General features: G+C 72.9%; 17 protein-coding genes and 2 pseudogenes. 8 read left to right on the plus strand and 11 right to left on the minus strand.

Annotation, left to right across the window (positions count from 1 at the left end):
* Positions 1-527: 527 nt before the first annotated feature.
* Positions 528-899 (plus strand): thioesterase family protein, encoded by a 372-nt coding sequence (locus tag BFF78_RS02590; RefSeq protein ID WP_069776760.1) that lies wholly within the window; start codon positions 528-530, stop codon positions 897-899.
* A gap of 19 nt (positions 900-918) precedes the next feature.
* On the opposite strand, the gene BFF78_RS02595 is transcribed toward BFF78_RS02590, so the two are convergent.
* The 3 genes from BFF78_RS02595 to BFF78_RS02605 form a co-directional block, all read right to left on the minus strand.
* The gene (locus tag BFF78_RS02595) at positions 919-1,296 is read right to left on the minus strand and encodes an NUDIX domain-containing protein (protein ID WP_069776761.1); all 378 of its coding nucleotides are present in this window, start codon (positions 1,294-1,296) and stop codon (positions 919-921) included.
* Between the two features lie 154 nt (positions 1,297-1,450).
* Positions 1,451-2,332, minus strand: coding sequence for a diacylglycerol kinase family protein (locus tag BFF78_RS02600; protein ID WP_069776762.1), 882 nt, complete (start codon positions 2,330-2,332; stop codon positions 1,451-1,453).
* A 49-nt stretch (positions 2,333-2,381) separates the two neighbouring features.
* Positions 2,382-3,974, minus strand: a complete 1,593-nt coding sequence (locus tag BFF78_RS02605; RefSeq protein WP_069776763.1) for an FAD-binding oxidoreductase — start codon at positions 3,972-3,974, stop codon at positions 2,382-2,384.
* A gap of 121 nt (positions 3,975-4,095) precedes the next feature.
* Between BFF78_RS02605 and BFF78_RS02610 the strand changes: the two genes are divergently transcribed.
* Both BFF78_RS02610 and BFF78_RS02615 read left to right on the plus strand, forming a co-directional pair.
* Positions 4,096-4,695, plus strand: a complete 600-nt coding sequence (locus BFF78_RS02610) for a TetR/AcrR family transcriptional regulator (RefSeq protein ID WP_069776764.1) — start codon at positions 4,096-4,098, stop codon at positions 4,693-4,695.
* The gene (locus BFF78_RS02615; protein ID WP_069776765.1) at positions 4,692-6,275 is read left to right on the plus strand and encodes a glycerol-3-phosphate dehydrogenase/oxidase; all 1,584 of its coding nucleotides are present in this window, start codon (positions 4,692-4,694) and stop codon (positions 6,273-6,275) included. The genes BFF78_RS02610 and BFF78_RS02615 overlap by 4 nt, the downstream gene beginning before the upstream one ends.
* A gap of 226 nt (positions 6,276-6,501) precedes the next feature.
* On the opposite strand, the gene BFF78_RS02620 is transcribed toward BFF78_RS02615, so the two are convergent.
* Together BFF78_RS02620 and BFF78_RS02625 are read right to left on the minus strand one after the other, a co-directional pair.
* Positions 6,502-7,953: a WGR domain-containing protein gene (locus BFF78_RS02620; RefSeq protein ID WP_069776766.1), complete on the minus strand. Its 1,452-nt coding sequence runs from the start codon at positions 7,951-7,953 to the stop codon at positions 6,502-6,504.
* A gap of 126 nt (positions 7,954-8,079) precedes the next feature.
* Entirely contained in the window at positions 8,080-9,366 is a 1,287-nt protein-coding gene (locus BFF78_RS02625; protein ID WP_227025681.1) for an alpha/beta fold hydrolase, read from the minus strand.
* A gap of 121 nt (positions 9,367-9,487) precedes the next feature.
* On the opposite strand from BFF78_RS02625, the gene BFF78_RS02630 reads away from it, so the two are divergent.
* The gene (locus BFF78_RS02630; RefSeq protein WP_069776768.1) at positions 9,488-10,096 is read left to right on the plus strand and encodes a TetR-like C-terminal domain-containing protein; all 609 of its coding nucleotides are present in this window, start codon (positions 9,488-9,490) and stop codon (positions 10,094-10,096) included.
* Positions 10,097-10,325: 229 nt separating this feature from the next.
* Here BFF78_RS02630 and BFF78_RS02635 read toward each other — a convergent pair whose 3' ends face one another.
* A complete protein-coding gene (locus BFF78_RS02635) occupies positions 10,326-10,976 on the minus strand; it encodes a TetR/AcrR family transcriptional regulator (RefSeq protein WP_069776769.1) in 651 nt (216 codons plus the stop codon).
* 160 nt (positions 10,977-11,136) lie between these two features.
* Between BFF78_RS02635 and BFF78_RS02640 the strand changes: the two genes are divergently transcribed.
* Complete coding sequence (locus tag BFF78_RS02640) at positions 11,137-11,922, plus strand: SDR family NAD(P)-dependent oxidoreductase (RefSeq protein WP_069776770.1); 786 nt, start codon at positions 11,137-11,139, stop codon at positions 11,920-11,922.
* 22 nt (positions 11,923-11,944) lie between these two features.
* Here the strand turns inward: BFF78_RS02640 and BFF78_RS02645 are convergent, their stop codons facing one another.
* From BFF78_RS02645 to BFF78_RS47775, 5 genes and pseudogenes are all read right to left on the minus strand, one after another.
* Positions 11,945-13,549 carry an ABC-F family ATP-binding cassette domain-containing protein gene (locus tag BFF78_RS02645; protein ID WP_069776771.1) on the minus strand — a complete coding sequence of 535 codons (1,605 nt, stop codon included), beginning with the start codon at positions 13,547-13,549 and terminating at the stop codon, positions 11,945-11,947.
* 140 nt (positions 13,550-13,689) lie between these two features.
* Positions 13,690-14,379, minus strand: a complete 690-nt coding sequence (locus tag BFF78_RS02650) for a DUF6882 domain-containing protein (protein WP_069776772.1) — start codon at positions 14,377-14,379, stop codon at positions 13,690-13,692.
* A gap of 112 nt (positions 14,380-14,491) precedes the next feature.
* Complete coding sequence (locus tag BFF78_RS02655) at positions 14,492-15,460, minus strand: threo-3-hydroxy-L-aspartate ammonia-lyase (RefSeq protein WP_069776773.1); 969 nt, start codon at positions 15,458-15,460, stop codon at positions 14,492-14,494.
* Positions 15,461-15,617: 157 nt separating this feature from the next.
* A complete protein-coding gene (locus BFF78_RS02660) occupies positions 15,618-17,498 on the minus strand; it encodes an ATP-binding cassette domain-containing protein (RefSeq protein WP_069783327.1) in 1,881 nt (626 codons plus the stop codon).
* 259 nt (positions 17,499-17,757) lie between these two features.
* A pseudogene (locus BFF78_RS47775) lies at positions 17,758-17,952 on the minus strand (short-chain dehydrogenase); the annotation flags it as partial.
* A gap of 528 nt (positions 17,953-18,480) precedes the next feature.
* On the opposite strand from BFF78_RS47775, the pseudogene BFF78_RS47780 reads away from it, so the two are divergent.
* The 3 genes and pseudogenes from BFF78_RS47780 to BFF78_RS02670 form a co-directional block, all read left to right on the plus strand.
* Positions 18,481-18,718, plus strand: a pseudogene (locus tag BFF78_RS47780) (fumarylacetoacetate hydrolase family protein); the annotation flags it as partial.
* A gap of 99 nt (positions 18,719-18,817) precedes the next feature.
* The gene (locus BFF78_RS02665; protein ID WP_069776774.1) at positions 18,818-19,618 is read left to right on the plus strand and encodes an SAM-dependent methyltransferase; all 801 of its coding nucleotides are present in this window, start codon (positions 18,818-18,820) and stop codon (positions 19,616-19,618) included.
* Between the two features lie 217 nt (positions 19,619-19,835).
* Entirely contained in the window at positions 19,836-21,239 is a 1,404-nt protein-coding gene (locus BFF78_RS02670; protein ID WP_227025682.1) for a uracil-xanthine permease family protein, read from the plus strand.
* Positions 21,240-21,277 lie beyond the last annotated feature (38 nt).

Below are 21,277 nucleotides of genomic sequence, written 5' to 3' on the forward strand. Positions count from 1 at the left end.
GCCGTCGGTGCACGCCTGCGGCGCGGAGCTGATCGGTCATCACCTGACCTCCGACGGCCGGGTGCGATGGCTGGTACGGCTGCCCGGCAACCCTTCGCCGCGGTGGGGGCATGGTCACACCGGCCGGGCCGCCGCTCCGCCGGCCCGGCGGGCACGACGACGCCGAGCCGGTGCGGCTGGTGTCCGGCTCCGCCCTGCCGGAGCATCCACGACACCCGGCTGCTGCCGGTGCTCACCTCGGGGCGGGAGGTGACGCCGCTGCCCTTCGGCCGACCTGCGACGCCGCATGGCCCGGCCCTTGCGGGCGGTCTCCCGGTGGCCCCGCCGGGCGGAGTGCCGACCGGCGCCACCCTGGATGCGGTGGAGCTGCCGGGCAGGTGAAGCCATGGGCTCCCGCAGCGGCTGACGAGCGAGAGCGTGCGGTACGTCCGTGCCGTGGCGCGGGTGGAGCGGGTCCCGCACCGCAGGCCCCTGACCGGTGACACCGTCGTACGGCGGCACGGGCCCGCCGGCGCTAGCGTGGTGGAATGCGTCACGAGGTGACCGACGCCGACACCGCGGTGGCCGTGGGCAGCGGTGATGTGCCCGTACTCGCCACCCCGCGGCTGATCGCGTGGATGGAAGCGGCCACCGTCCGGGCCGCCGCCCCGTTCACCGAGTCCGGTCAGACCACGGTGGGAACGGAGGTGCGGGTCCGGCATGTGCGGGCCACGCCGGTCGGTGGCCGGGTGGAGGTGAGTGCCACACCCGCCGCCTCCGTCGCGGGCGGGCGGCTCACCTTCGTGGTACGGGCCGTCGACGGCTCGGGCCGGCTGGTCGCGACGGGCGAGATCGACCGGGCGATCGTGGACCGGCAGCGGTTCCTGGCGCGCACGGTGGAGCCGGCGGCGGATCGGTGACCGGCAGGCCCGACGGGTCTCACACGGGCGTGTGCCCCCGGAGGTACGCGCGTACGGCTGCCGGGATAGCGGCGCGGGCGGCCTCGGGGATCGGCACCCAGCGCACCTGGTCCGGGGCGAGGCTCGCTCCGTCCGAGGGGGACTCGCTCAGCAACTGGCACACCACCGCCGACGCCTCACTGGCCCGTGCCCCGTCGTGCGGGGTCAGGGCCTCGGTGCCGTCGACGAGGTAGCCGGTGAGTTCGTACACGGCGCGCGCCGCGGTGGCCTCGGCGGGCTCGGCCGGTTGGGGAATACCCGACGGCAGCACCCAGCCGCCGCCGTCCGCCACGAGCAGCAGCCGCCCGTCGTAGAGGACGACCGCCTGCACCACGCCCTCTGCGGGCTCCAGCGTCATGACCGACCAACCCCTCCCCCGGCACGCCCGGCCAGGTTCCCCTCCCCCTACCCAGACCTGGCCTGTCCTGCACCGACGCCGTGTCACTTCTCGCTCCGGAAGACCTGGAGCACATGCGGGAGGGGCCTGTGTTCCACGAGCGGTGACCAAGTCGTCAGTACAGCATCGGGAGGTCTCCGGGGCGTACCCGTACGGTGACCGGGAGGGTGGCGTCGACCTCGCCGTCGGCGCCGTAGGGGACGGGCCGGTTCGCCTCGATGCGCAGTTCTTTGCCGCGCAGGACACGCACCTCGGGGCGGTGCGCATGACCGCCCGTCTTCAGCTCGTTCATGAGGGCGAAGAACAGGCTGCGCGGTGCCTCGCGGATCATCACCACGTCCAGCAGGCCGTCGTCGACGCGGGCGTCGGGGGCGATGAGCCGACCGGAGCCGTAGTAGGGGGAGTTGGCGGCTACGACGGTGTAGCCGCGGTGGGTGTGGACCTCGCCGTCGACGGTGACGCGGTAGTCGGCCGCGCGCCAGGTGGTGACGGCGCGCAGGCCGCCCGCGTAGTAGGAGGCGGAACCGCGCAGCAGGCGGGCGTTGTTGGCGTGCCGGTTGGCCACGGCGTCCACGCCGGCGTAGACACTGCCCAGGACCACGGTGCGCGGGTGGACGGCCGACTCCACCTCGATGGTGTCGACCGGCCGGGGCTCGGCGTGCAGCAGGATGCCGGCGAGGGCGGCGGGGTCGGCGGGCAGCTTCAGGGCGCGGGCGAAGTCGTTGCCGCGGCCCGCGGGTACCAGGCCGAGGACGGTTCCGGTGCCGCTGAGCGCGCCGCCGATCCCGCCGGCGATGCCGTCCCCGCCGACGGCCAGCACGATCCGGCCGCGCTCTCCGGCGCGCCGGGCGATGTCCTGGGCGTGCGCGAGGCTGTGGCTGTACTCCGTCTCCAGCTCGGCTCCGGCCTCGCGCAGCAGCCGGGCCAGGTGCAGCAACGTCGCCGCCCCGGTGGAGCCGCCCGCGGTGGGGTTGACGACGGCGGTGAACTGTCGCATCGGTGTGCCTCCGAAGCAGGCGGATCGGGTGGGGGTCGGTCGGTGCGCGTCAGTCGGTGGGGAGCAGTACGCCTGGGTTGAGCAGGCCCTCGGGGTCCAGGCGGCGCTTCACCGCGCGCAGGGCCGAGATGCCGAGCGGTCCGGCCTCGCGGACGTACCAGTCGCGGTGGTCGGTGCCCACCCCGTGGTGGTGGGAGATGGTGCCGCCGGCCGCCAGTACGGCCTCGTTGGCCGCGTGCTTGACGGGCGTCCAGTGGGCCACCGGGTCCTCGCCCTGGGCGCTGACGACGGTGAAGTACAGCGAGGCGCCGTTCTCGTACACATGGGAGATGTGGCACATCACCAGGGGCGGGGTGCCGGCTTCGGTGAGGGCGTCGGTGAGCGCGGTGCGTACGGCCGTGTAGAGGTCGGGGATGCGGGACCAGAAGGCGGCGGTCTCCAGGGTTTCGGCGAAGGCGCCGACGTCGAGCAGGGCGTCGCGCAGGTACGGCGCCGAGTAGCGGCCGTGGGCCCAGCGTTCGCCCGGTTCGGCTCCGACGAGGGTGCCGCCGCATGCGGTGAGGACGGTCGCCGCCTGTGCCCGGCGCTGTGCGGTGTCCTCGGAGGTGCCCTCGTAGCCGGTGATGGCCAGGCAGCCGGCCGCGCTCTGGGACAAGTCGCCGCCGATGGCGTCCGGTTGGGCGAGGCCGATGAAGGTCTCGGTCTCGTCGGACAGGCGCAGCACGGTCGGCCGGGGCCCGTCCTGGGCGAGCCTGCGCAGCGCGGCGGCGCCCTCCTCGAAGGAGGCGAACCGCCAGCCCTCGTAGATCCGGGCCTGCGGCAGCGGGCGGATCCGTACGGTGACGGAGGTGATGACGCCGAAGGCGCCCTCGGAGCCGAGGACCAGCTGGCGCAGGTCGGGTCCGGCGGCGGAGCGCGGGGCGCGGCCGGTCTCGATGGTGCCCTCGGGCGTGGCGAGGGTCAGGCCGAGGACCATCTCGTCGAAGCGGCCGTACCCGGCGGACGCCTGGCCGCTGGAACGGGCGGCGGCGAAGCCGCCGATGGTGGCCCACTCGAAGGACTGCGGGAAGTGGCCGAGGGTGAAGCCGTGTCCGGCGAGCAGGGCCTCGGCCTCGGGGGCGCGCAGGCCGGGCTGCAGGACGGCCGTGCGCGAGACGGGGTCCAGGTCGAGCAGGCCGTTCATGCGGCGCAGGTCCAGGGCGATGAACGCGCCGCGCTGGGGGGCGAGTCCGCCGACGACCGAGGTGCCGCCCCCGAAGGGGACGACGGCGAGGCCGTGTGCGGAGCAGGCGCGCAGTACGGCGAGGACCTCCTCGTGGGAGGCGGGCAGGACCACGGCCTGCGGGACGTCGGAGAAGTCCCCGGCGCGGATGCGCAGCAGGTCGGGGGTGGACTTGCCGCGGGTGTGGCGGACGCGGCTCTCGCTGTCCGTGCGCACGTGGTCCTCGCCGCCGACGGCCTCGGCGAGGGACTTGAGCGCGGCGGGCCCTGCCGTGGTGGCGGGCAGGTCGATGTCCTCCAGGGAGAGGGCGGGGGTGGTGCGGGGCTTGACGCCGAGCAGGTCGCGCAGCAGTCCGGTCACCGAGTCGGGCAGCGGTGCCGCCTTGGCCGGGTCGCCCCAGCCGTTCCACAGCATGTCCATTGAACGGTCGTCCTCACAGGTCGATGTGCTCGGTGTGCTCGGTTCGCGCGACGGCCGGCGGCCGTGCCCCGGGCGACGGTGTCTGGTCCCGCCGACCCCCTGGGGCGTTACACTGTGACACATGACGCCTATTCGTCACAACGGTTCGGACAACGATCATGTGCTCGACGCGGTACGCGACTGTGTGCTGGCCGTCGGAGTCCGCCGCACCACCCTCGCCGACGTGGCCCGCCGCGCCGGTGTCTCACGGATGACGCTGTACCGGCGCTGGCCGGATCTGCGGACCCTGGTGGGCGATCTGATGACCCGGGAGTGGATCGACGTGGCCACCCGGGCGATCCCCGAGCCCGCCGCCGGCACGGACACCCGCACCCGGATCGTGGACGGACTGGTGGCGGGGGTCGAGACGTTCCGGGCGCACCCGCTCTTCCGCAAGATCGTCGATGTGGATCCGGAGCTGCTGCTGCCCTATGTGCTCGACCGGCGCGGAGCGAGCCAGGAGGCGCTTCTGGCCCTGCTCGCCGACGCGCTGCGCGCGGGCCATGCGGACGGCTCCGTACGCCCGGGCCATGTCGAACGGCAGTCCCGGGCCGTCCTGCTGACCGTGCAGTCCTTCACCCTGTCCCTGCGCACGATGACCGACGAGGACGATCCGGAGCTCGACTCCGCCGCCTTCCTCGGCGAGTTGCGCACCCTCCTGGAGAGGACCCTCACGCCATGACCCACACCAGGGCCGACGTCGGCTCGTCCCTCAGCGCACACCGCCGTAGCCGGGAACTGGCCGAGGCCGCGGACGGCAGGGTCGTCGACGTCCTGGTCGTCGGGCTCGGCGCCACCGGGGCCGGAGCCGCGCTGGACGCGGCGGCCCGCGGTCTCGACGTCGTCGCCGTGGACGCCCACGACCTGGCCTTCGGCACCTCCCGCTGGAGCTCGAAGCTCATCCACGGCGGGCTGCGCTATCTGGCCTCCGCGCAGTTCGACGTCGCGCACGAGAGCGCGGTCGAGCGCGGGGTGCTGATGACCCGGACCGCCCCGCATCTGGTGGCCGCCCAGCCGTTCGTCCTGCCGCTCACCCCGCTCGTCTCCAGGGCCCAGGCCTCGCTGGCGTGGGCCGGGTTCCGGGCCGGGGACGTGCTGCGGCTGGCCGCCCGGACCCCGCGTCAGGTCCTGCCCGCCCCGCGCCGGCTGACGGCGACGGAGACCCGGCACCTGGCGCCGTCGGTGCGCTCGGCCGGGCTGCGCGGCGGACTGCTGTCCTGGGACGGCAAGGTCACCGACGACGTCCGGCTGGTCACCGCCCTGGCCAGGACGGCCGCCGGGCACGGGGCGCGGGTGCTGACCCGGGTCAGGGTGCTGGAGCTGACCGGGACGGGCGCCCGGATCCGCGACGAACTCACCGGCGAGGAGGGCGAGATCAGGGCCCGCGCGGTCATCAACGCGGCCGGGGTCTGGGCGGGCGACCTCGTCGAGGGCATCCGGATCCGGCCGTCCCGCGGCACCCACCTGGTCCTGCGCTCGGAGCGGCTCGGTGCCCTGCCGGCGGGGCTGCACATCCCGATCCCCGGCGAGACCAACCGCTTCGTCCTGGTGCTGCCCCAGGGCGACGGCCGGGTGTACGTCGGTCTCACCGACGAGCCGGTCGAGGGCGGGATCCCGGACGTCCCGGACGTGCCCGAGACCGACATCGGGTTCCTGCTGGACGTGCTCGGTTCGGTCCTGGACACACCCGTGGCCCGGGATGAGGTCGTCGGCGCCTTCGCCGGACTGCGCCCTCTGCTGGACACTTCCGGGCACGACGGCCGCGACGGGGCCCCCGCCCGTACCTCCGACATCTCCCGCCGGCACGCGGTGCTGACGTCCCCCGACGGCATCACCACGATCGTCGGCGGCAAGCTCACCACCTACCGGCGGATGGCACAGGACGCCGTGGACGCCGCGACCGCCGCCCGAGGCCTTGCCGCGGCTGCCTCCCCCACCGCCGCCCTGCCGCTGGTCGGAGCCGCCGCACCCGGCCGGCTGCGCGCGCTGTCCGCGCCCCGGCGCCTGGTCCGCCGCTACGGCACCGAGGCCGAGGCCGTCCACGCCCTCGCGGTCCAGGACCCCGCCCTGGCCGAGCCGGTGCTCCCCGGCCACCCGGTCACCCGCGCCGAACTCCTGTGGGCGGTCCGGCACGAGGGCGCCCTGGACGAGTCGGACCTCCTGGACCGCCGCACCCGCATCGGCCTGGTCCCGGAGGACCGCGCCGAGGTCGTCCCGGTGGCACGAGAGGTCCTGGCGGAGGGAGCGGCCACGCGGCACTGACGCGCCGACCGGCCTGCCCCGGTGACGCAAGACGCCGCTCCGCGCGGCAGGACCCGAGCGGCGAAGCACACCGAGGCCCTGGACCAGGCGCGGAGCAGACCAAGGCCCTGAACCAGGCGGCGAAGCAGGCTCAGAACCTGAACCAGGCGGCGAAGCACAGCGAGCCCCCGGACCGAGGGATGGAGGATACCGAAGCCTGGACCGGCCGGCGAAGGAATGCGGAGTGTCAGAGCAGGCGGCGGATGTCGCCGCGGACGCGGTAGAAGCCGCCCGCCGCGGGGTGCAGGGCGTCCACGACATAGCGGGCGCCCGGCTCCCGTATCGCGCGCGGGAACTGGACGTTCCAGGAGGTGTCGTAGCCCTGGGACACGACGTGCACCCGCAGCCGGCCACCGTCCTGCACGCACTCGACCACGACGGCTCCGGCGGGAACCTGGGCGACGGTGGACACCTCGGCGACGGCGGTGGCCGGTGCGTAGGTCGGCAGGGCGGCGGCGAGCTTGACGTCCCGCGCCACCGGCACCGTGCCCTGCTGGGCTGCGGCGATGGCGGTCTCGCTCGCGTCGACGCACACCAGTGAGCCGTCGGTGGTCACCAGATACAGCCGCTCGTCGTGGTACTGCATCGACAGCGCCGAGCCGCCGCCCGTGCCGAGCTTCCACAGCCGCGTGCCGTGCTGGTCGAAGCAGTACACGGACGACGCGGCGTCGCCGGCGAAGACGAACCGCCCGCCCGGGGAGGTGGCACACGAGTAGACCGGGCTGTCGCAGGAGTACGTCGCCTCGATCGCGCCGGTCGCCTTCGACAGCCGCTGGACCACGTGGTGCCCCGTGCCCGCGTAGACGGCGTGGTCCTCCTGCCAGCCGAACAGCACGCCGCCCTTGGTGGCCGTGTGCCACAACTCGCCGCCGCCGTCGGGTGCGTAGGCGGTGACGCCCCGCAGGTGGCCGTGGTAGACGGCACGGTCGTCGGCGCGGACCATCCAGGCGTGTTCGCCCTGGCTGCGGCGGGACCACTGGTACTCGTCCTCGTGGTCGATGACGGTGAGCCGGCCCTCGCGGTCCGAGACGTCAAGGATGCCCTCGTGGATGTCCAGCCAGAAGATGTCGACGTCCGCGGCGATGTCGTACGCGGCGAACGGCAGCTTGGAGGAGAGGTCGTAGACCTTGCCGTCGTCACAGCCCGCGTAGATCCAGAAGTCGTCGGCGACCAGGCACTTCACCCCGTCCGGCAGGCTGAACCGGGCGAGGACCGCGCCGTCGTGGCCCAGGGTGTAGACGTCACCCGCCTGATTGCCCACCCAGCAGTGCTCGTCGTCGACATGGATGCCGAACGCGGCCGAGCCGGTGCGGAACCGCCACAGCACGGGCGCCACCGCCCGCGCGGTGGACGGGGCCGAGCTGATCTGACGCCGCGTCACCGAACGTGGGGCGCGCTGTCCCTGGACGGCCGGGGCGTATCCCTTGCGGACCTTCTCCCCCACCTTCTTCGCTGCGGCCGCCTTGGCCTTCTCGGCGGTCGGGAAGGTCGTCGTCTGGGTCTGCCCGGCGGAGCCGATCCTGCCGTAACGCACCGTCACGACCGGGCCGTCGACGGTCACCTCGTAGAACTTGTGGGCGCCGCCGCCCTCCTGCGACAGCTCCAGATACGTCGTCGACACCGCGGACGCCGTGGTCATGGCAGACCCCTCCCCAGGACGGACCCGCGGCCGTTCCGGCAGGTCCTCACTGATCAAACCGTAGAGGCGACCACTGACAACGGGCCGGTGGCCGGTGGCGCGCCCGGGCGGGCGCGCCACCGGAAGTCACCTCCGGGCGCGGAGGAAGGCCGGAATCCCGGCGCGTGTCGGGTAGTTCGGCAACGGGGCCGGTTTGCCCTGGAGGAACGCGGTGACGACGGCGATGGCGCGTGCGTCGTTGTCGTCGAGGCCGTTCCACATGTGGTGTCCCACGCGGGGCAGATACTGGGTGCGCTCGATGGCGGGGTCGGCGGCGAGTACGGCCGTCTCCCATCGGCGGACCTGTGAGGAGCACTCGGCGATCATCAGCATCGCGGGCGTCCGGGAGTGCCGCAGGCGCGGGGCGAGGGACGGTGAGTCCTTGACCGTCTGCTCGACACGGAGGCTGGCGGCGGGGCTGAAGGAGAAGTTCCGGGCCGTGTTCTCCACCGGAATGCGGTGCGCGTCGCGCGCACAGTACGCCGACGCGGTGTCGCCGCCCAGGTCGGCGGCGGTGAAGGCGTTGTCGCCCTCGGCCTGCCCGATCAGCCCGTTGTCAGGGGTGAGGAGCCCGAGGCGCATCAGTCCGAACGCGACGGCGTACCGCGGGAGGTGGGTCGAGCGCGGTCCGTGCGGCGCCGGTGCGAGGCCGCGCGCGGACGGCCGGCCCTTGGGTCCGTCGAGCCGCGCGGTGGGGCCGTCCATCGGGCCCGGCTCGGCGATGACCGCCCGGTGCAGGCGCGCGGCGAGTCGCGGGTCGGCCAGCGCCCGGGTGAGGACCACCGCGCCCGCGGAGAAGCCGAGGACGTCGGCGCTGCCCCTGCCCAGCCGGTCGAGGAAGGCGCCGAGGTCGCGCACCGACCTGGTGATCGTGTACTGGCTCATGGGCAGCAGGTCGCTGCGCCCGCCGCCGGCCTGCTCGTAGGCGTAGACGTCGTAGCCGCGTTGCGCCAGCAGTCGCAGGAACCGATGGTCGAGCAGCGAGATCCCGCGGGCCGGTCCGCCATTGAGGTACACGAGCGGGATGCGGTGCCGGGTGCCGGAAGGGCCCGGCGGGTAGTGGTACACGGCGACCCTGCTGCCCGTGGCCAGCCGCCAGTGCTGGGCGGTCACGAAGGGCAGCGCGGAGGGGTGGCGCCGGGCCGTGGGCACGGTCGGGACGCAGACCGATGCCGTCAGCGCGGCCGCCACGACCACGGGCACGAAGGACGCGAGCCGCGCCCGCCACCCGCGGTGCCGTCCCCGCCGGAGAGCGACGGCCGCTCCGGCCGCGAGCGCCCCGGCCCATGCGGCCCATCCCGAACCCGCCCCGTCCGTCAGGACGATCAGCGCGAGGAAGACGACGACCAGGGCTGTGGCTATCGCCAGGGCCACACCTAAGCGGCCGACGGTTCGGACGGAACGTACGGCGGTTGCGGACGCGGGCATGACGGTCCCCCAGTAGTTTCAGAACGACGTTTCAGAACTACGTTATCAAAGACGCTACGCTGATCCCATGGGACGGCCGAGAACGAACGACGAGGCAGTCGCGGAACGGCTGGTGGCCTGCGCCACCGAGATGCTTGCCACCGGTGCGCGGGAGTCGCTGACCGTCCGCGCCGTGGCCGCGGCGGCGGGGACGTCGACCACCGCGGTGTACTCGCTGTTCGGCGGCAAGGACGGGCTGATCGGCGAGGTGCGCGACAGGGCCGTCGCCGGGCTGCACCAGGACCTGTCGGCGGTGGGGGTCTCGGCGGATCCCCTCGCCGACCTCGACGCGCTGGCCGACGCCTACCGGCACTGGGGGCTGAAGCACCGTCACCTCTACGCGGTGCTGTTCGGCGGGGTGCAGTCCTTCGACCCGTCGGGCCCGGTGGGCGCCGCCGACCCCGTCGGACCGCTCCTCGCCGCGATCGAACGCGCCCTGGCACAGTCCGTGCTCGAAGGTGAGGCGACACCGATCGCCCTCTCGCTCTGGGTGACCCTGCACGGCGTGGTGACCCTCGAACTCGCCGGCGCTCTCGAAACCTCCACGGCGGACGCCGCGTTCCGTGCGACGACGCACGCCACGCTGCGCGGCTGGATGACCCCGGAGGCCTTCCGCAGGCACCGCACGGCGAGTTGAGAGGACGCGCCGATGTCCGGCGGCCGGCGTGGGAACGCGCCCTGCCACCACCGGCTTTCCCGCAGACCCTCTCGGCGGAGGCCACCACCTGGATCCCGCAGACCCTCGCCCGGGCGCAGGCCACCCTCGGCTTTCGACCGCCTCCTGCCGCGACACCTTTACAGCGAGGTGACGGCCGGACCGCCAACCCGCCCGTCAGGTCCGACCGGCGCCGAGCCGCCCGCCGGCCCTAACCCCGGCCGTCACCGCCCGTCGTCAACGCGCCCATTCCGCCGACCAGTTGGCGCAGACAGTCGATCGCCAGCGCGGCCGGTGAGGACGCGCCGGTGACTCCGGCCTCCGTGTCGGCCCAGGTCTCCAGCGCGATCCGGATCGCGTCGGTGGCCGCCGCCGCGACCAGCCGCACCTGCACCGTCCCGAGGCGCCCGTCGGCGAGGCGGTCCAGTACCGGGACGAGCCGTTCCTCGGACTCCTGGTTGACGCGGTACCACACCGCGCGCAGCCCGGGATCGTCGGCCGCGGCCCGCAGCAGCCCGCGGGTCCTCAGCAGCGCCCCGGCGGCCTCCTCGTCCGGTGCCGCCAGAGACCGCTGCACCGCCGCCTCCAGCGTCCGGGGCAGGTCGGCGCCCGGCTCCGCCGCCTCCAGCAGGGCCCGCCACCGGTCGGCTCCGGCGGCGAGCAGCGGACTCACCGCGTCCTGCTTGGAGCGGAAGTAGCGATAGAAGGTCCGCAGTGCGACGCCCGCGTCCCGGGCGATCTCCTCGGCCGTGGTCGCGTGCGGTCCCTGGGTGGCGAACAACTCGGCCGCCGCGTGCGCGATCTCGAGCTGGGTCGCGGCCTTGCGGCGCTCGGTCAAGGAGGAGGGCGGCTTGGTGCTCACCTCAGAAGGGTACGGCGGCAAGGACCAGTGTGGCATCCAATGACTCGATGACAAAACGTGCCACTCAGGCGTAACGTGAAGCGCGTGAGGACGTCGGCCGGCAAGAGATCCGGCGTCGTGAGGGTCCCGCCGCACGGCGGCGGGGCGGGCAGGAGAAGACATGAACCGCTACGAAGGCCGACGCGCGCTGATCACCGGGGGCGGCTCGGGCATCGGGCAGGCCACTGTGCTGCGCCTTCTCGCCGAGGGCGGCACCGTCGTGGCCGCGGACGTGAGCGAGCGGGGCCTGAAGGACACCGTGGAGAAGGCCGGGGCGCACGCGGATCGCCTCACCACGCTTGTCGTCGACATCGCCGACGAGACGTCCGTACGCGAGGGGGTCGCCGCCGCCGTCGCCGCACTCGGCGGTCTGGACGTCCTGGTCAACGCGGCCGGGATCCTGCGCTCCTCGCACACCCACGAGACGAGCCTTCAGGACTTCACCCGCATCGTGCAGGTCAACCTCGTCGGCACCTTCCTCGTCATCCGCGAGGCCATACCGGCACTGCTGGCCGGACATGACGCGGCGGTCGTCAACTTCAGCTCCACGTCAGCCCAGTTCGCGCACCCGTACATGGCGGCTTACGCGGCGAGCAAGGGCGGCGTCCAGTCGATGACGCACGCCCTCGCCGCCGAGTACGCCCCGCAGGGCATCCGTTTCACCTCGGTCCAGCCCGGGTCCATCTCCTCCGGGATGACCGACGGCAGCGGAATGAGCGGGCAGAGCGCCGGTCCGGGGCTGCCCGAGGACGCCGACATGAGCCTGTTCGCCAAACTTCTTCCTGCGCTCGGGCAGGGCTTCGCCGGCCCCGAGACGGTGGCGTCGGTCGTCGCCATGCTCGCCTCGGAGGACGGGAAGTTCATCACCGGCACGGAGCTCCGGATCGACGGCGGCACCCACTTCTGACCACGGGCCCCCCGGTCAACGGCTACGCGAGGGCGACCAGACCGCGGTAGTCGTCGCTCCACAGGTCGTCGTCCGCGTCCGGCAGGAGCAGGACCCGGTCCGGGCGCAGCGCGTCGAGGGCGCCCTCGTCGTGGGTGACCATCATGATCGCGCCGGGATACGTGCCGACCGCGGCCAGCACCTCGTCGCGGGAGACGGTGTCGAGGTTGTTGGTCGGCTCGTCCAGCAGCAGGACGTTCGCCCCGGAGTGGACCAGGCCGGCCAGCGCCAGCCGGGTCCGTTCGCCGCCGGACAGCACTCCCGCGGGCTTGTCGGCGTCGTCGCCGGCGAACAGGAACGCGCCCAGCACCCGCCGTGCCTCACCGGTGTCCAGGTGCGGTGCGGCCGCGCGCAGGTTCTGCAGGACGGTGCGCCCGGTGTCGAGTGTGTCGTGCTCCTGGGCGAAGTAGCCGAGGCGCAGCCCGTGTCCGTGCACCACCCGTCCGCCGTCCGGCCGTTCGGCGCCGGCGAGGATCCGCAGCAGGGTGGTCTTGCCCGCGCCGTTGAGGCCGAGCACGACGATGCGGCTGCCCCGGTCCACCGCCAGGTCGACTCCGTCGAGGACGCGGTGGCCGCCGTAGGACTTGGCCAGGCTGATCGCGCCGAGCGGCGTCCGGCCGCACGGGGCCGGCTCGGGCAGCCGGATCCGCGCGGTCCTCTCGGTGCGCCGTGCCGGTTCCAGCTCGGCCAGCATGCGGTCGGCGCGACGGGCCATGCTCCTGGCCACGGTGGCGGTCGCGGAGCGGGCCTTCATACGGTCCGCCTGTGCGTGCAGGGCGGCGGCCTTGCGTTCGGCGCCTGCGCGCTCGCGGGTACGGCGGCGTTCCTCGGTCTCGCGTCGCGTCGTGTACGTCGTCCAGCCGGTGTTGTGGATGTCGATCGTGGCCCGGCCGGGGTCCAGGTGGAAGACGCGGTTGACGACGTCGGCGAGCAGGGCGGTGTCGTGGCTGACGACCACCAGTCCGCCCTGGTGGCCCTGGAGGGAGGCGCGCAGCCAGGCGAGCGCGTCGGCGTCGAGGTGGTTGGTGGGCTCGTCCAGCAGCAGGGTGCCGTCGGTTCCGGCGAACAGGATGCGGGCGAGTTCCACGCGGCGCTTCTGTCCGCCGGACAGGGCGCCCACCGGCTCGGTCATGACTCGTTCGGGCAGGCCGACTCCGGCCGCCAGCCGGGCGGCTTCGGCCTCGGCCGCGTAGCCACCGCCGGCCTGGAAGGCGGCTTCGGCACGGGCGTAGGCGTTCATCGCCCGCTCCAGTGCCGCCGGGCGGGCCGCGTCGGCCATCGCCGCCTCGGCCTCGCGCAGCGCGCGCAGCGCGGTGTCGAGGCCACGGGCGGACAGGATGCGGTCGGTGACCGTCAGGGAGGGGTCGGCGGCGCGGGAGTCCTGGGCGAGGAAGCCGACCGGTCCGGTGTGCGTGATGGTGCCGGCGGCGGGCCGGGAGTGTCCGGCGAGCGAGGTCAGCAGGGTGGTCTTGCCGGCGCCGTTACGGCCGACGAGGCCGATCCGGTCGCCGGGCGAGACGGTGCAGGAAATACCGGACAGCAGCAGGCGCGCTCCGGCGCGCAGCTCGACATCACGAGCGGTGATCATGTGGGATTGCTCCGAATTGGCTAGAGGACACACTTCTGGCGTGGAAGCGGGTCCTCAGCTAGGAAATTCGGGGCGTAGACATGCGGTCACGGTAGCCGTGGCGCCCAGCGCGGCGCATGTGAGTTTCCGTGCCGGCCTCGTCAGGGCAGGACTTCGACCCCGACTCCCGCGATCCGGCCGGCCGTGTCGAAGTCGACCTCGACCGCGCTGCCGCCCGGCAGGTCGGCGACGATCCGGCCGGCCTCGCTGCGCTGGGGCAGGCCGTGGTGGTCGAAGTAGCCGGCCACGACGTGCCGGGCCGAGCGGCCGATCAGTCCGGCCGCGGTGAGCAGGGTGCGGGGCAGGGTGACGGGGTCGACGCCGGCACGGGGGACCTGCGGGTCGTCGGGGAGGAAGTAGACCCGGGTGTCGCCGCCCGCGGGAACACCGATGTACCCGGGCGCCCCGGCCACGCCCATGCCGGTGAAGGCGAGCATCTCCGCCGCACGCCGTGGATCGGCGAAGCCGGACAGGTGCAGGACCTCCGCGGACAGTTCGGCGATACCGCCCGCCCGTCCGTACCGCTCGATCGCGCCCGTCGCGGCCACCACCTCGGTGCCCTGCAGTCCGGGGTTCGCCCAGCCCCACATCCAGGACTGCTCGGCCATGTCGTACGTGCCCAGTACCGCTACCCGCAGGGCCAAGTCCCCCTGCCGGTAGAGGCAGGACGACAGCTCGGCGGTCCACGGCGCCTCGGGCAGGAACGCGGTCAGGGTCTCCAACTGTGCGGCGCCCCAGGCGGCATGCCGCTCGGCCTCCAGCAGGAAGGCGTCGCTGAACTCACTCATCATGCCCCGACCTTAGGAGACGCCCGCGCCGGAGCGGCGGCCAGGTCCGGCCGGTTCGTCTGCCGTGCCGTACGCCCTGCTGGGTGACTTCGTGCGTGGGGCGCCGTAACGCCCGTCATCCGCCGACGAGTTCGGCGAAGCGTCGGGTGTCGATGTTGCCGCCGGAGGCGATGATGCCGAGGCGGGGCGGGAGGTTGTCGACGCGGCCGGCCAGGAGGGCGGCCAGGCCGGTGGCGCCGCTGGGTTCGAGGACGATCTTCAGCCGTTCGAAGGCGAAGCGCATGGCGGTGACGATCTCGGCGTCGCTGACGAGGGCGATGGCGTCGACCAGGCGCCGGTTGATCTCGAAGGCGATCTCGCCGGGCGTGGGCAGGGCCTGCCCGTCGGCGATGGTCCGGGGCACGGGCAGGGTGACACGGGTGCCGCTTTCCAGGGAGCGCTTGGTGTCGTCCCCTTCCTCCGGCTCCACGCCGATGACCCGGATGCCGGGATGCAGGGCCTTGGCGGCGGTGGCGCTCCCGGCGATCAGGCCGCCGCCGCCGACGGGTACGAGCAGGGCGCCGAGCGGGCCGGTCTCGTCGAGGAGTTCGAGCGTCGCGGTGCCCTGTCCGGCGATGACGTGGGGGTGGTCGTAGGGCGGGATGAGGACCAGGCCGCGCTCCTCGGCCAGCGCCGTACCGAGCGCGGTGCGGTCCTCGGTGTAACGGTCGTAGGTGATGATCTCGGCGCCGTATCCGGCCGTTGCCTCCCGCTTGGCGCGCGGGGCGTCCTCGGGCATCAGGACGACGGCCCTGGTGCCCAGCTCGCGGGCGGCCAGGGCGGTGGCCTGGGCGTGGTTGCCGGAGGAGTAGGCGGCGATGCCCTTGGCCAGCTGTGCCGGGGTGAGCTGGGCGGCCGCGTTGTAGGCGCCGCGGAACTTGAAGGCGCCGACGCGCTGGAAGTTCTCGCACTTGATGAACACCTCGGCACCGACAAGGGCGTTCAGGGTGCGCGAGGTGAGGACGGGGGTGCGGTGGGCGACGCCTTCGAGGCGCGCGGCGGCCGCACGGACATCGTCGAACGTTACGGGCGAAGCGGCGGCCATGGCGGTCTCCTCTTCCCTTCCTGCGTTCCGCGGGGCTGTGGTGTCACTGCTTCCCGGAAACCCATTGGACTGATTTTCCATTATTGGACAGAGACTCTAGACAGCCGACGCCCGCCTGTCCAGGAAAGGCCAGACGGGCGTGCGTGCCGGCGTGCGGTCACCGGTCCTTGGCGAGGGCGACGAGTTCGGCGAACAGGCCACCGGCGCGCACGAGATCGTCGTAGCTGCCCTGCTCGATGACACGTCCGCTGCGCAGGACGACGATCCGGTCCGCGAGGCGGGTGTTCTCGAGCTGGTGGGTGACCACGAGGGTGATGCGCCGCGCGGCGATGCGTTTGATCTCCAGGAAGATCCGGTGCTCGCCGCGCGGATCCATCTGTGACGTCGGCTCGTCCAGGATGAGCAGCGGGGTACGGCGGTACAGCGCGCGACCGCAGGCCAGGCGCTGCCACTGTCCGCCGGACAGTTCGGCGCCGCCGAAGATCTCGCGGGCGAGCAGGGTGTCGAGGCCGTGGGGAAGGCGCTCGATCGCCTCGCGCATGCCGACCGCGTCGACGGCTTCCCACACCGGAGCGTCGTCATGGGTGCGCGGCTGGCCCAGCGTGATGTTCTCCCTGGCGCGCAGGGGCCAGCAGGCGAAGTTCTGCGGGACGAGCGCGGTCCGGCTCCAGACGGAGTCGGGCCGGGCGCGTGCGAGGTCGACGCCGTCCCAGAGGACACGGCCCTTGTCCGGCAGGAGGATGCCGGTGATGAGCTTGGTGAGCGTGGACTTGCCGGAACCGTTCTCGCCGACGATCGCGAGGATCTCCCCGCGCCGCAGGGTGAGGGAGACACCGTCCACGGCGGGCTCGTCCTTGCCCGGGTACTGGTGGACCACCTCCTCCAGCCGGATCTCCTCGACCTCGTCCGGGATCGTCGACTCGCCGCGTTTCGGGGCGCGTTCGGCGGCCATGTCGAGGAAGGAACGCATGTCGGCGAGGTAGAGGGAGGTGTGGAACATCGCGGCGCCGTACTGCACGAACTGGGACAGCGCGGCGAGCGTGGTCTGCACGGCGACCACCGCCGTCGCGGCGACGGGCAGCGCGACCCGCCCCGTCATGGCCAGCCAGGCGAGGGCGGCCCAGGTGAGGAGCAGGAACGCGCCACCGAGGGCCGAGGTCGCCAGGACGATACGGAGCATGCGGGGCGCGGCGGTCAGGGTGCGCCGGTCGATGCGCTCGGACAGCGCCCGGTACCAGTAGACGAGGTACTCGGTCATCCCGTTCGCGCGGACCTCGTCGCCGTGCCGCGAGAACGTGGCCCACCAGCGCATCATGCCGCGTACGTTGCGGTCGCCGACGTTGGCGTAATGCGTCTCGTAGTCCACGCGGGCGGACAGCACGGCCCCCAGACCCGCGGGCAGGACGGCGAGCAGCAACAGCGGGAGCATCAGCCAGTGCAGAGCGGTGATCACGCCGCCGGCGGCGATCATGCGGATGAGCGAGGCCAGGAACTGCTGCGCGTCCTTGACCATCGTGGTGGTGCGGGTGACTCCGACCTCGGCGGCCTCCTGCCGGTCGGCGAATCCGTCCTCGCCGTGGGCGGCTGCTTCCACCCGGCAGACGGCGGAGACGAGCGCCACGTCGGCCTCGGTCACCAGCCGCGGGGTGATCCGCCCGTCGGCGTAGGAGGCCAGGGCCCTGCTGATCCGGCCAACGGCCGCGGCCGCGGTGACGACCACGAGGGCGGGCAGGGCCCCGTACAGACGTTCGGACACGGGGCCCACGCCGAGGATGTGGGTCATGGCCCGTGCGGTACAGCCGAGGACCACGGCGGCGGCGACGCCGGTGAGGAACTGGCAGACGAGGAGCAGGACGACCCCGGACCGGTCGACGGACCAGGCCATGCTCGCGGTGTGGCGCAGGACAGACGGCAGACGTCCGCACATCCTGCGGAAACTGGCCTCTTCCAGGGGGTTCTTGCCGGACTTGCCCGCGTAGCTGATCGTGGCCGGCGGTGGAGGGGGCGGCGGGAAGTCTTCTGTCGAGGCGTCGGTCACGGTCACCTGCGTCCCTCCTTGGGGTCGGCACCGCACCTGGGTGGTCCGGCGGTGCCCAACTCAACGAGGGCGATGGCGACTCGAACGCATGCGTTTCCGGACGAAGCGCGGACCCGGGAATCCGGGGCCGTCGAACGCGCGGTCGCAGTGGTGCAAGGCTTCCGCGACACCGGCGGGTGGCCGAAACGCCGGTGGTTGTGGCGGCTGTGACCAGTGAGGTTTCACCGGACGGCTCGTCGGTACGACGCGGATCCTCCCCGATACCACGTGAACGCAGCTCCAGGCGCAGGGAGTGGGAGTTGGCCTGGGACCACAGAGCGGCCTTGGTCGCACTGCAGGAGCCGGCGACGGCGAGCCAGGACGGCACGGAATGGACGTTGAGGAGGTGCCCGCCGCCGTTGCGCTCGATGACCGGGACGAAGGCGCGGGTGACCAGCAGCGGCCCGTAGAAGTTGTTCATCTCCCGAGTGCGGCGAAAGGGCGCGAGAGCCGGAAACCGATCGGCTTCCCATCCACCGTAAACCGATCGGTTTTGAACTTCACGCGGACCGATCGAGCGTCGGAAGAGGGAGCCCGGACCCCTCCGGTGCTCGGTGAGGGCGGCGTCCCCGCCCCGCTGGATGTGTTGGTCCGAGCCGCGAGGGGAGGGGCGGGGAACGACCCGAGCGCATGGATTAACCGTTCCCCGCCCCTGGTACGTCGGCCCCCCTCGTCAACGGACACGGAGGGACGACTCGGCGACCGGTCGGACGAAGCACCGACTCACCGATCTCGTTCCGACCCTCCGACGCCAACGGCCCACAGGCCAGCGGAGCCGGGCCGGCCGGGTGACGCACCGCGCCCACCGGAGCACACGGCCGGGCAACGGGCCGGCGACAGGAGGCGCGCTCGGCACCCGGGGGGCAACGCCCGCGGTCGCCGGGCGCCCGTCCGGCACCGGCCGCCAAGCGGGGCGGCCGGCCGCCGTACGAGAAGATGGTGTGCCGCGCGCGGCACCGGGGTACGTCCTGGCGGCCTGCCGGGCTCGGGCGCCCGCGGCAACGGCGGCTGTGCGGCGGAGCAGCGGGGGTCTGTGCGGCCGGCGGGATCCGCCGCCGCTTCGGCCCGGTGACACGGTGCCCCTCACGGTGGAGGGCACCGGCCGGGTCTCCGGCACCGTGGTGACGGGCCCCGGTCCGGTGCCGGTGCCGTCGGCCAGGCGCCGCACCACTCCATCCTGAGCCCGGAGAACTCCCCACGCGTACCAGGTAGTTGATATGGGAAACTTTGGCCAACCGATTGCGGGACCGAGGCCGTGACGGTCGGGAGAGGAGCACAGCGTGACTCAGGACGGCGGCCAGGCCGTGCGCATCGACACCAGCAAGCCGCATCCCGCGCGGATCTACGACTACCTCCTGGGCGGCAAGGACAACTACGAGGTGGACCAGCAGGCGGCCGACCAGCTGGCCGCGGTCGCGCCGGAGGTGTGGATCTCCGTGCGGGCCAACCGCGCGTTCCTGCACCGTGCGGTGCGGTACGTCGTCGACAGCGGAGTACGCCAGATCCTCGACATCGGCACCGGGCTGCCCACCTCGCCGAATGTGCACGAGGTCGCCCATGAGCCGGCTCCGGACGTGCGCGTCGCCTATGTCGACAACGATCCGATCGTGAAGGCGCACGCCGACGCGCTGCTCAGCCGGGCCGGCATGACCAGCATCGTGCTCGCCGACCTGCGCGATCCGCAGTCGATCGTCGATCATCCCGAGGTCCGCCGGATCATCGATTTCGGCCGGCCGGTCGCCCTGTTCCTCGTCGCCGTTCTCCACTTCATCCGCGACGCGGACGAGCCCGAGCGGATCGTCGCCACCCTGCGCGACGCGCTTCCGGCCGGCAGCTTCCTCGTGCTCTCGCACGCGACGGGCGACTTCGCCGACGACCGCAGCGAGGCCGCGGCCGTCTACAACAACGCGACCGCCAGCATGAACCTGCGGTCCCGCGAACGGGTCGAGCGGTTCTTCGACGGGTTCGACCTGGTCGAGCCCGGCCTGAGCCAGGTTCCCTTCTGGCGCCCGGACAGCACGCCGCCGCCGGGCTCCGAGGAGATCGGCTTCTACGGCGGCGTGGCCCGCAAGAAGGCCTGAATCAGGGACTGCGGCGGACACGGCACCGCGCCCCGCGCGTCCCCGCCTCCGGGCCGGGATCGCGCAGGGCGCGGTGTTTCGTGGTGCCCGCCCCTTGACCGACCCCCTGCCGACGCCTCCATACTGGCGGCCAAATCGATTTGGCCAAATCGATTTGGCCGCCGTCCACGGCCGGATCGTCGAGGCCTGAGCCGAGCGAGCCGAACGGAGCCCGCGCGTGTCCAGTCCCGTACATCCCGTCGACCACATCCCCGTATCCCCCGACGACCCCGGTGCCGTGCACCCCGTCGACGAGTCCCGCCCCCTCGGGCGGATCCTGCTCTTCGGCGTCCAGCACGTCCTCGTCATGGCGGCGACGCCGATCTCCGCGATCTTCCTGATGAGCGCCACCCTCCGGCTCAGCCCGGGCATCACCGTCGACCTGCTCTCGGCTGCCCTGCTGCTGTCCGGGATCGGCTCGCTCGTGCAGTCCCTCGGCCCCTGGAAGTTCGGGCCACGGCTGCCGTTCGTGATGCTGCCGGGCGGTGCGCCACTGATCCTGTTCCTGTCGATCGCGCAGCAGCACGGGCTGCGTACGGCGACCGGTGCGGTGCTCCTCACCGCCGTCTTCGCCTTCCTGGTGCTGCCACTGTTCGCGCGGTTGCTGAGGTTCTTCCCGCCGCTGGTCATCGGCACGATGATCGTGATCGTCGGGGTGAACCTGGTGAAGGTCGGCGCGCTGCTGGTCACCGGGCAGCCCGGCACACCGGGCTTCGCCGACCCGGTGCGGCTGGGAATGGCCTTCGCCACCATCGCTCTGATCGTGGTGTTCACCCGGCTGCTGCGCGGGATCCTGCGGCAGCTCGCCGTGCTGCTGGGCCTCGCGGCCGGTACGGCCCTCGCCTTCGCCCTCGGCCAGGTCCACCCGGGCGCCGCGCTGTCGGGTCAACTGGTCGGCGTACCACGGCCGTTGCCGTTCGGCGCCCCCGTCTTCGACGTTCTCGCCTCGCTGCCGCTGATGCTGTACAGCCTCGCGTCGATGGCGGAGGCGACCGGGCAGACCGTCATCAACGCGGAGGCCGTCGGCAAGGACATCGACGTCCGTACCGAGGTGCCCCGCACGGTCCGCGGGGACGCCCTGACCTCGCTGCTCGGCGGCTGCTTCGGGCTGCCGTTGATGGTGACCAGCGGGGAGAACATCGGCATCGTCCGGGTCACCGGTGTGCGCAGCCGGTACGTCACGGCCGCCGCGGGCGTCGTCCTGGTCGCCCTCGGTTTCCTCACCCCCGTCGCCCGGACGATCAGCGTGATGCCGTCGGCCGTGGTCGGGGGCGCCGCGATGGTCGTCTTCGCGGTGATCACCGTGCTCGGCGTGCAGATGCTCGCCCGGGCCCGGCTCGAGGACCACACCGCGACGGTGACCTGCGCGGTCGCGCTCGCGCTCGGGCTGCTGCCGATCCTGGTCCCCGGTGTGTACGCCGGTTTCCCGTCCGACGTACGGATCCTGCTGGAGAGCGGGGTCGCCGTGGGCGCCTTCGTCGCCGCCGTCCTCAACGTCGTCTTCCACCACCTGGGGCGGCGCGCGGCGAACACCGGTGCCGCCGTGCCGACCGAGGCACCGGGTTCGACCGCCGGTGTCTGACCTCGCCCCCACCTCCCCAGCCTTTCGAACAACGGAGA

This window comes from Streptomyces fodineus (genome assembly GCF_001735805.1).
GTDB classification, from domain to species: domain Bacteria; phylum Actinomycetota; class Actinomycetes; order Streptomycetales; family Streptomycetaceae; genus Streptomyces; species Streptomyces fodineus.

Coding starts and splice junctions, on each gene's coding strand:
- BFF78_RS02590 (WP_069776760.1), top strand. CDS start 528: ATGCGTCACGAGGTGACCGACGCCGACACCGCGGTGGCCGTGGGCAGC.
- BFF78_RS02595 (WP_069776761.1), bottom strand. CDS start 1,296: ATGACGCTGGAGCCCGCAGAGGGCGTGGTGCAGGCGGTCGTCCTCTAC.
- BFF78_RS02600 (WP_069776762.1), bottom strand. CDS start 2,332: ATGCGACAGTTCACCGCCGTCGTCAACCCCACCGCGGGCGGCTCCACC.
- BFF78_RS02605 (WP_069776763.1), bottom strand. CDS start 3,974: ATGGACATGCTGTGGAACGGCTGGGGCGACCCGGCCAAGGCGGCACCG.
- BFF78_RS02610 (WP_069776764.1), top strand. CDS start 4,096: ATGACGCCTATTCGTCACAACGGTTCGGACAACGATCATGTGCTCGAC.
- BFF78_RS02615 (WP_069776765.1), top strand. CDS start 4,692: ATGACCCACACCAGGGCCGACGTCGGCTCGTCCCTCAGCGCACACCGC.
- BFF78_RS02620 (WP_069776766.1), bottom strand. CDS start 7,953: ATGACCACGGCGTCCGCGGTGTCGACGACGTATCTGGAGCTGTCGCAG.
- BFF78_RS02630 (WP_069776768.1), top strand. CDS start 9,488: ATGGGACGGCCGAGAACGAACGACGAGGCAGTCGCGGAACGGCTGGTG.
- BFF78_RS02640 (WP_069776770.1), top strand. CDS start 11,137: ATGAACCGCTACGAAGGCCGACGCGCGCTGATCACCGGGGGCGGCTCG.
- BFF78_RS02645 (WP_069776771.1), bottom strand. CDS start 13,549: ATGATCACCGCTCGTGATGTCGAGCTGCGCGCCGGAGCGCGCCTGCTG.
- BFF78_RS02650 (WP_069776772.1), bottom strand. CDS start 14,379: ATGATGAGTGAGTTCAGCGACGCCTTCCTGCTGGAGGCCGAGCGGCAT.
- BFF78_RS02655 (WP_069776773.1), bottom strand. CDS start 15,460: ATGGCCGCCGCTTCGCCCGTAACGTTCGACGATGTCCGTGCGGCCGCC.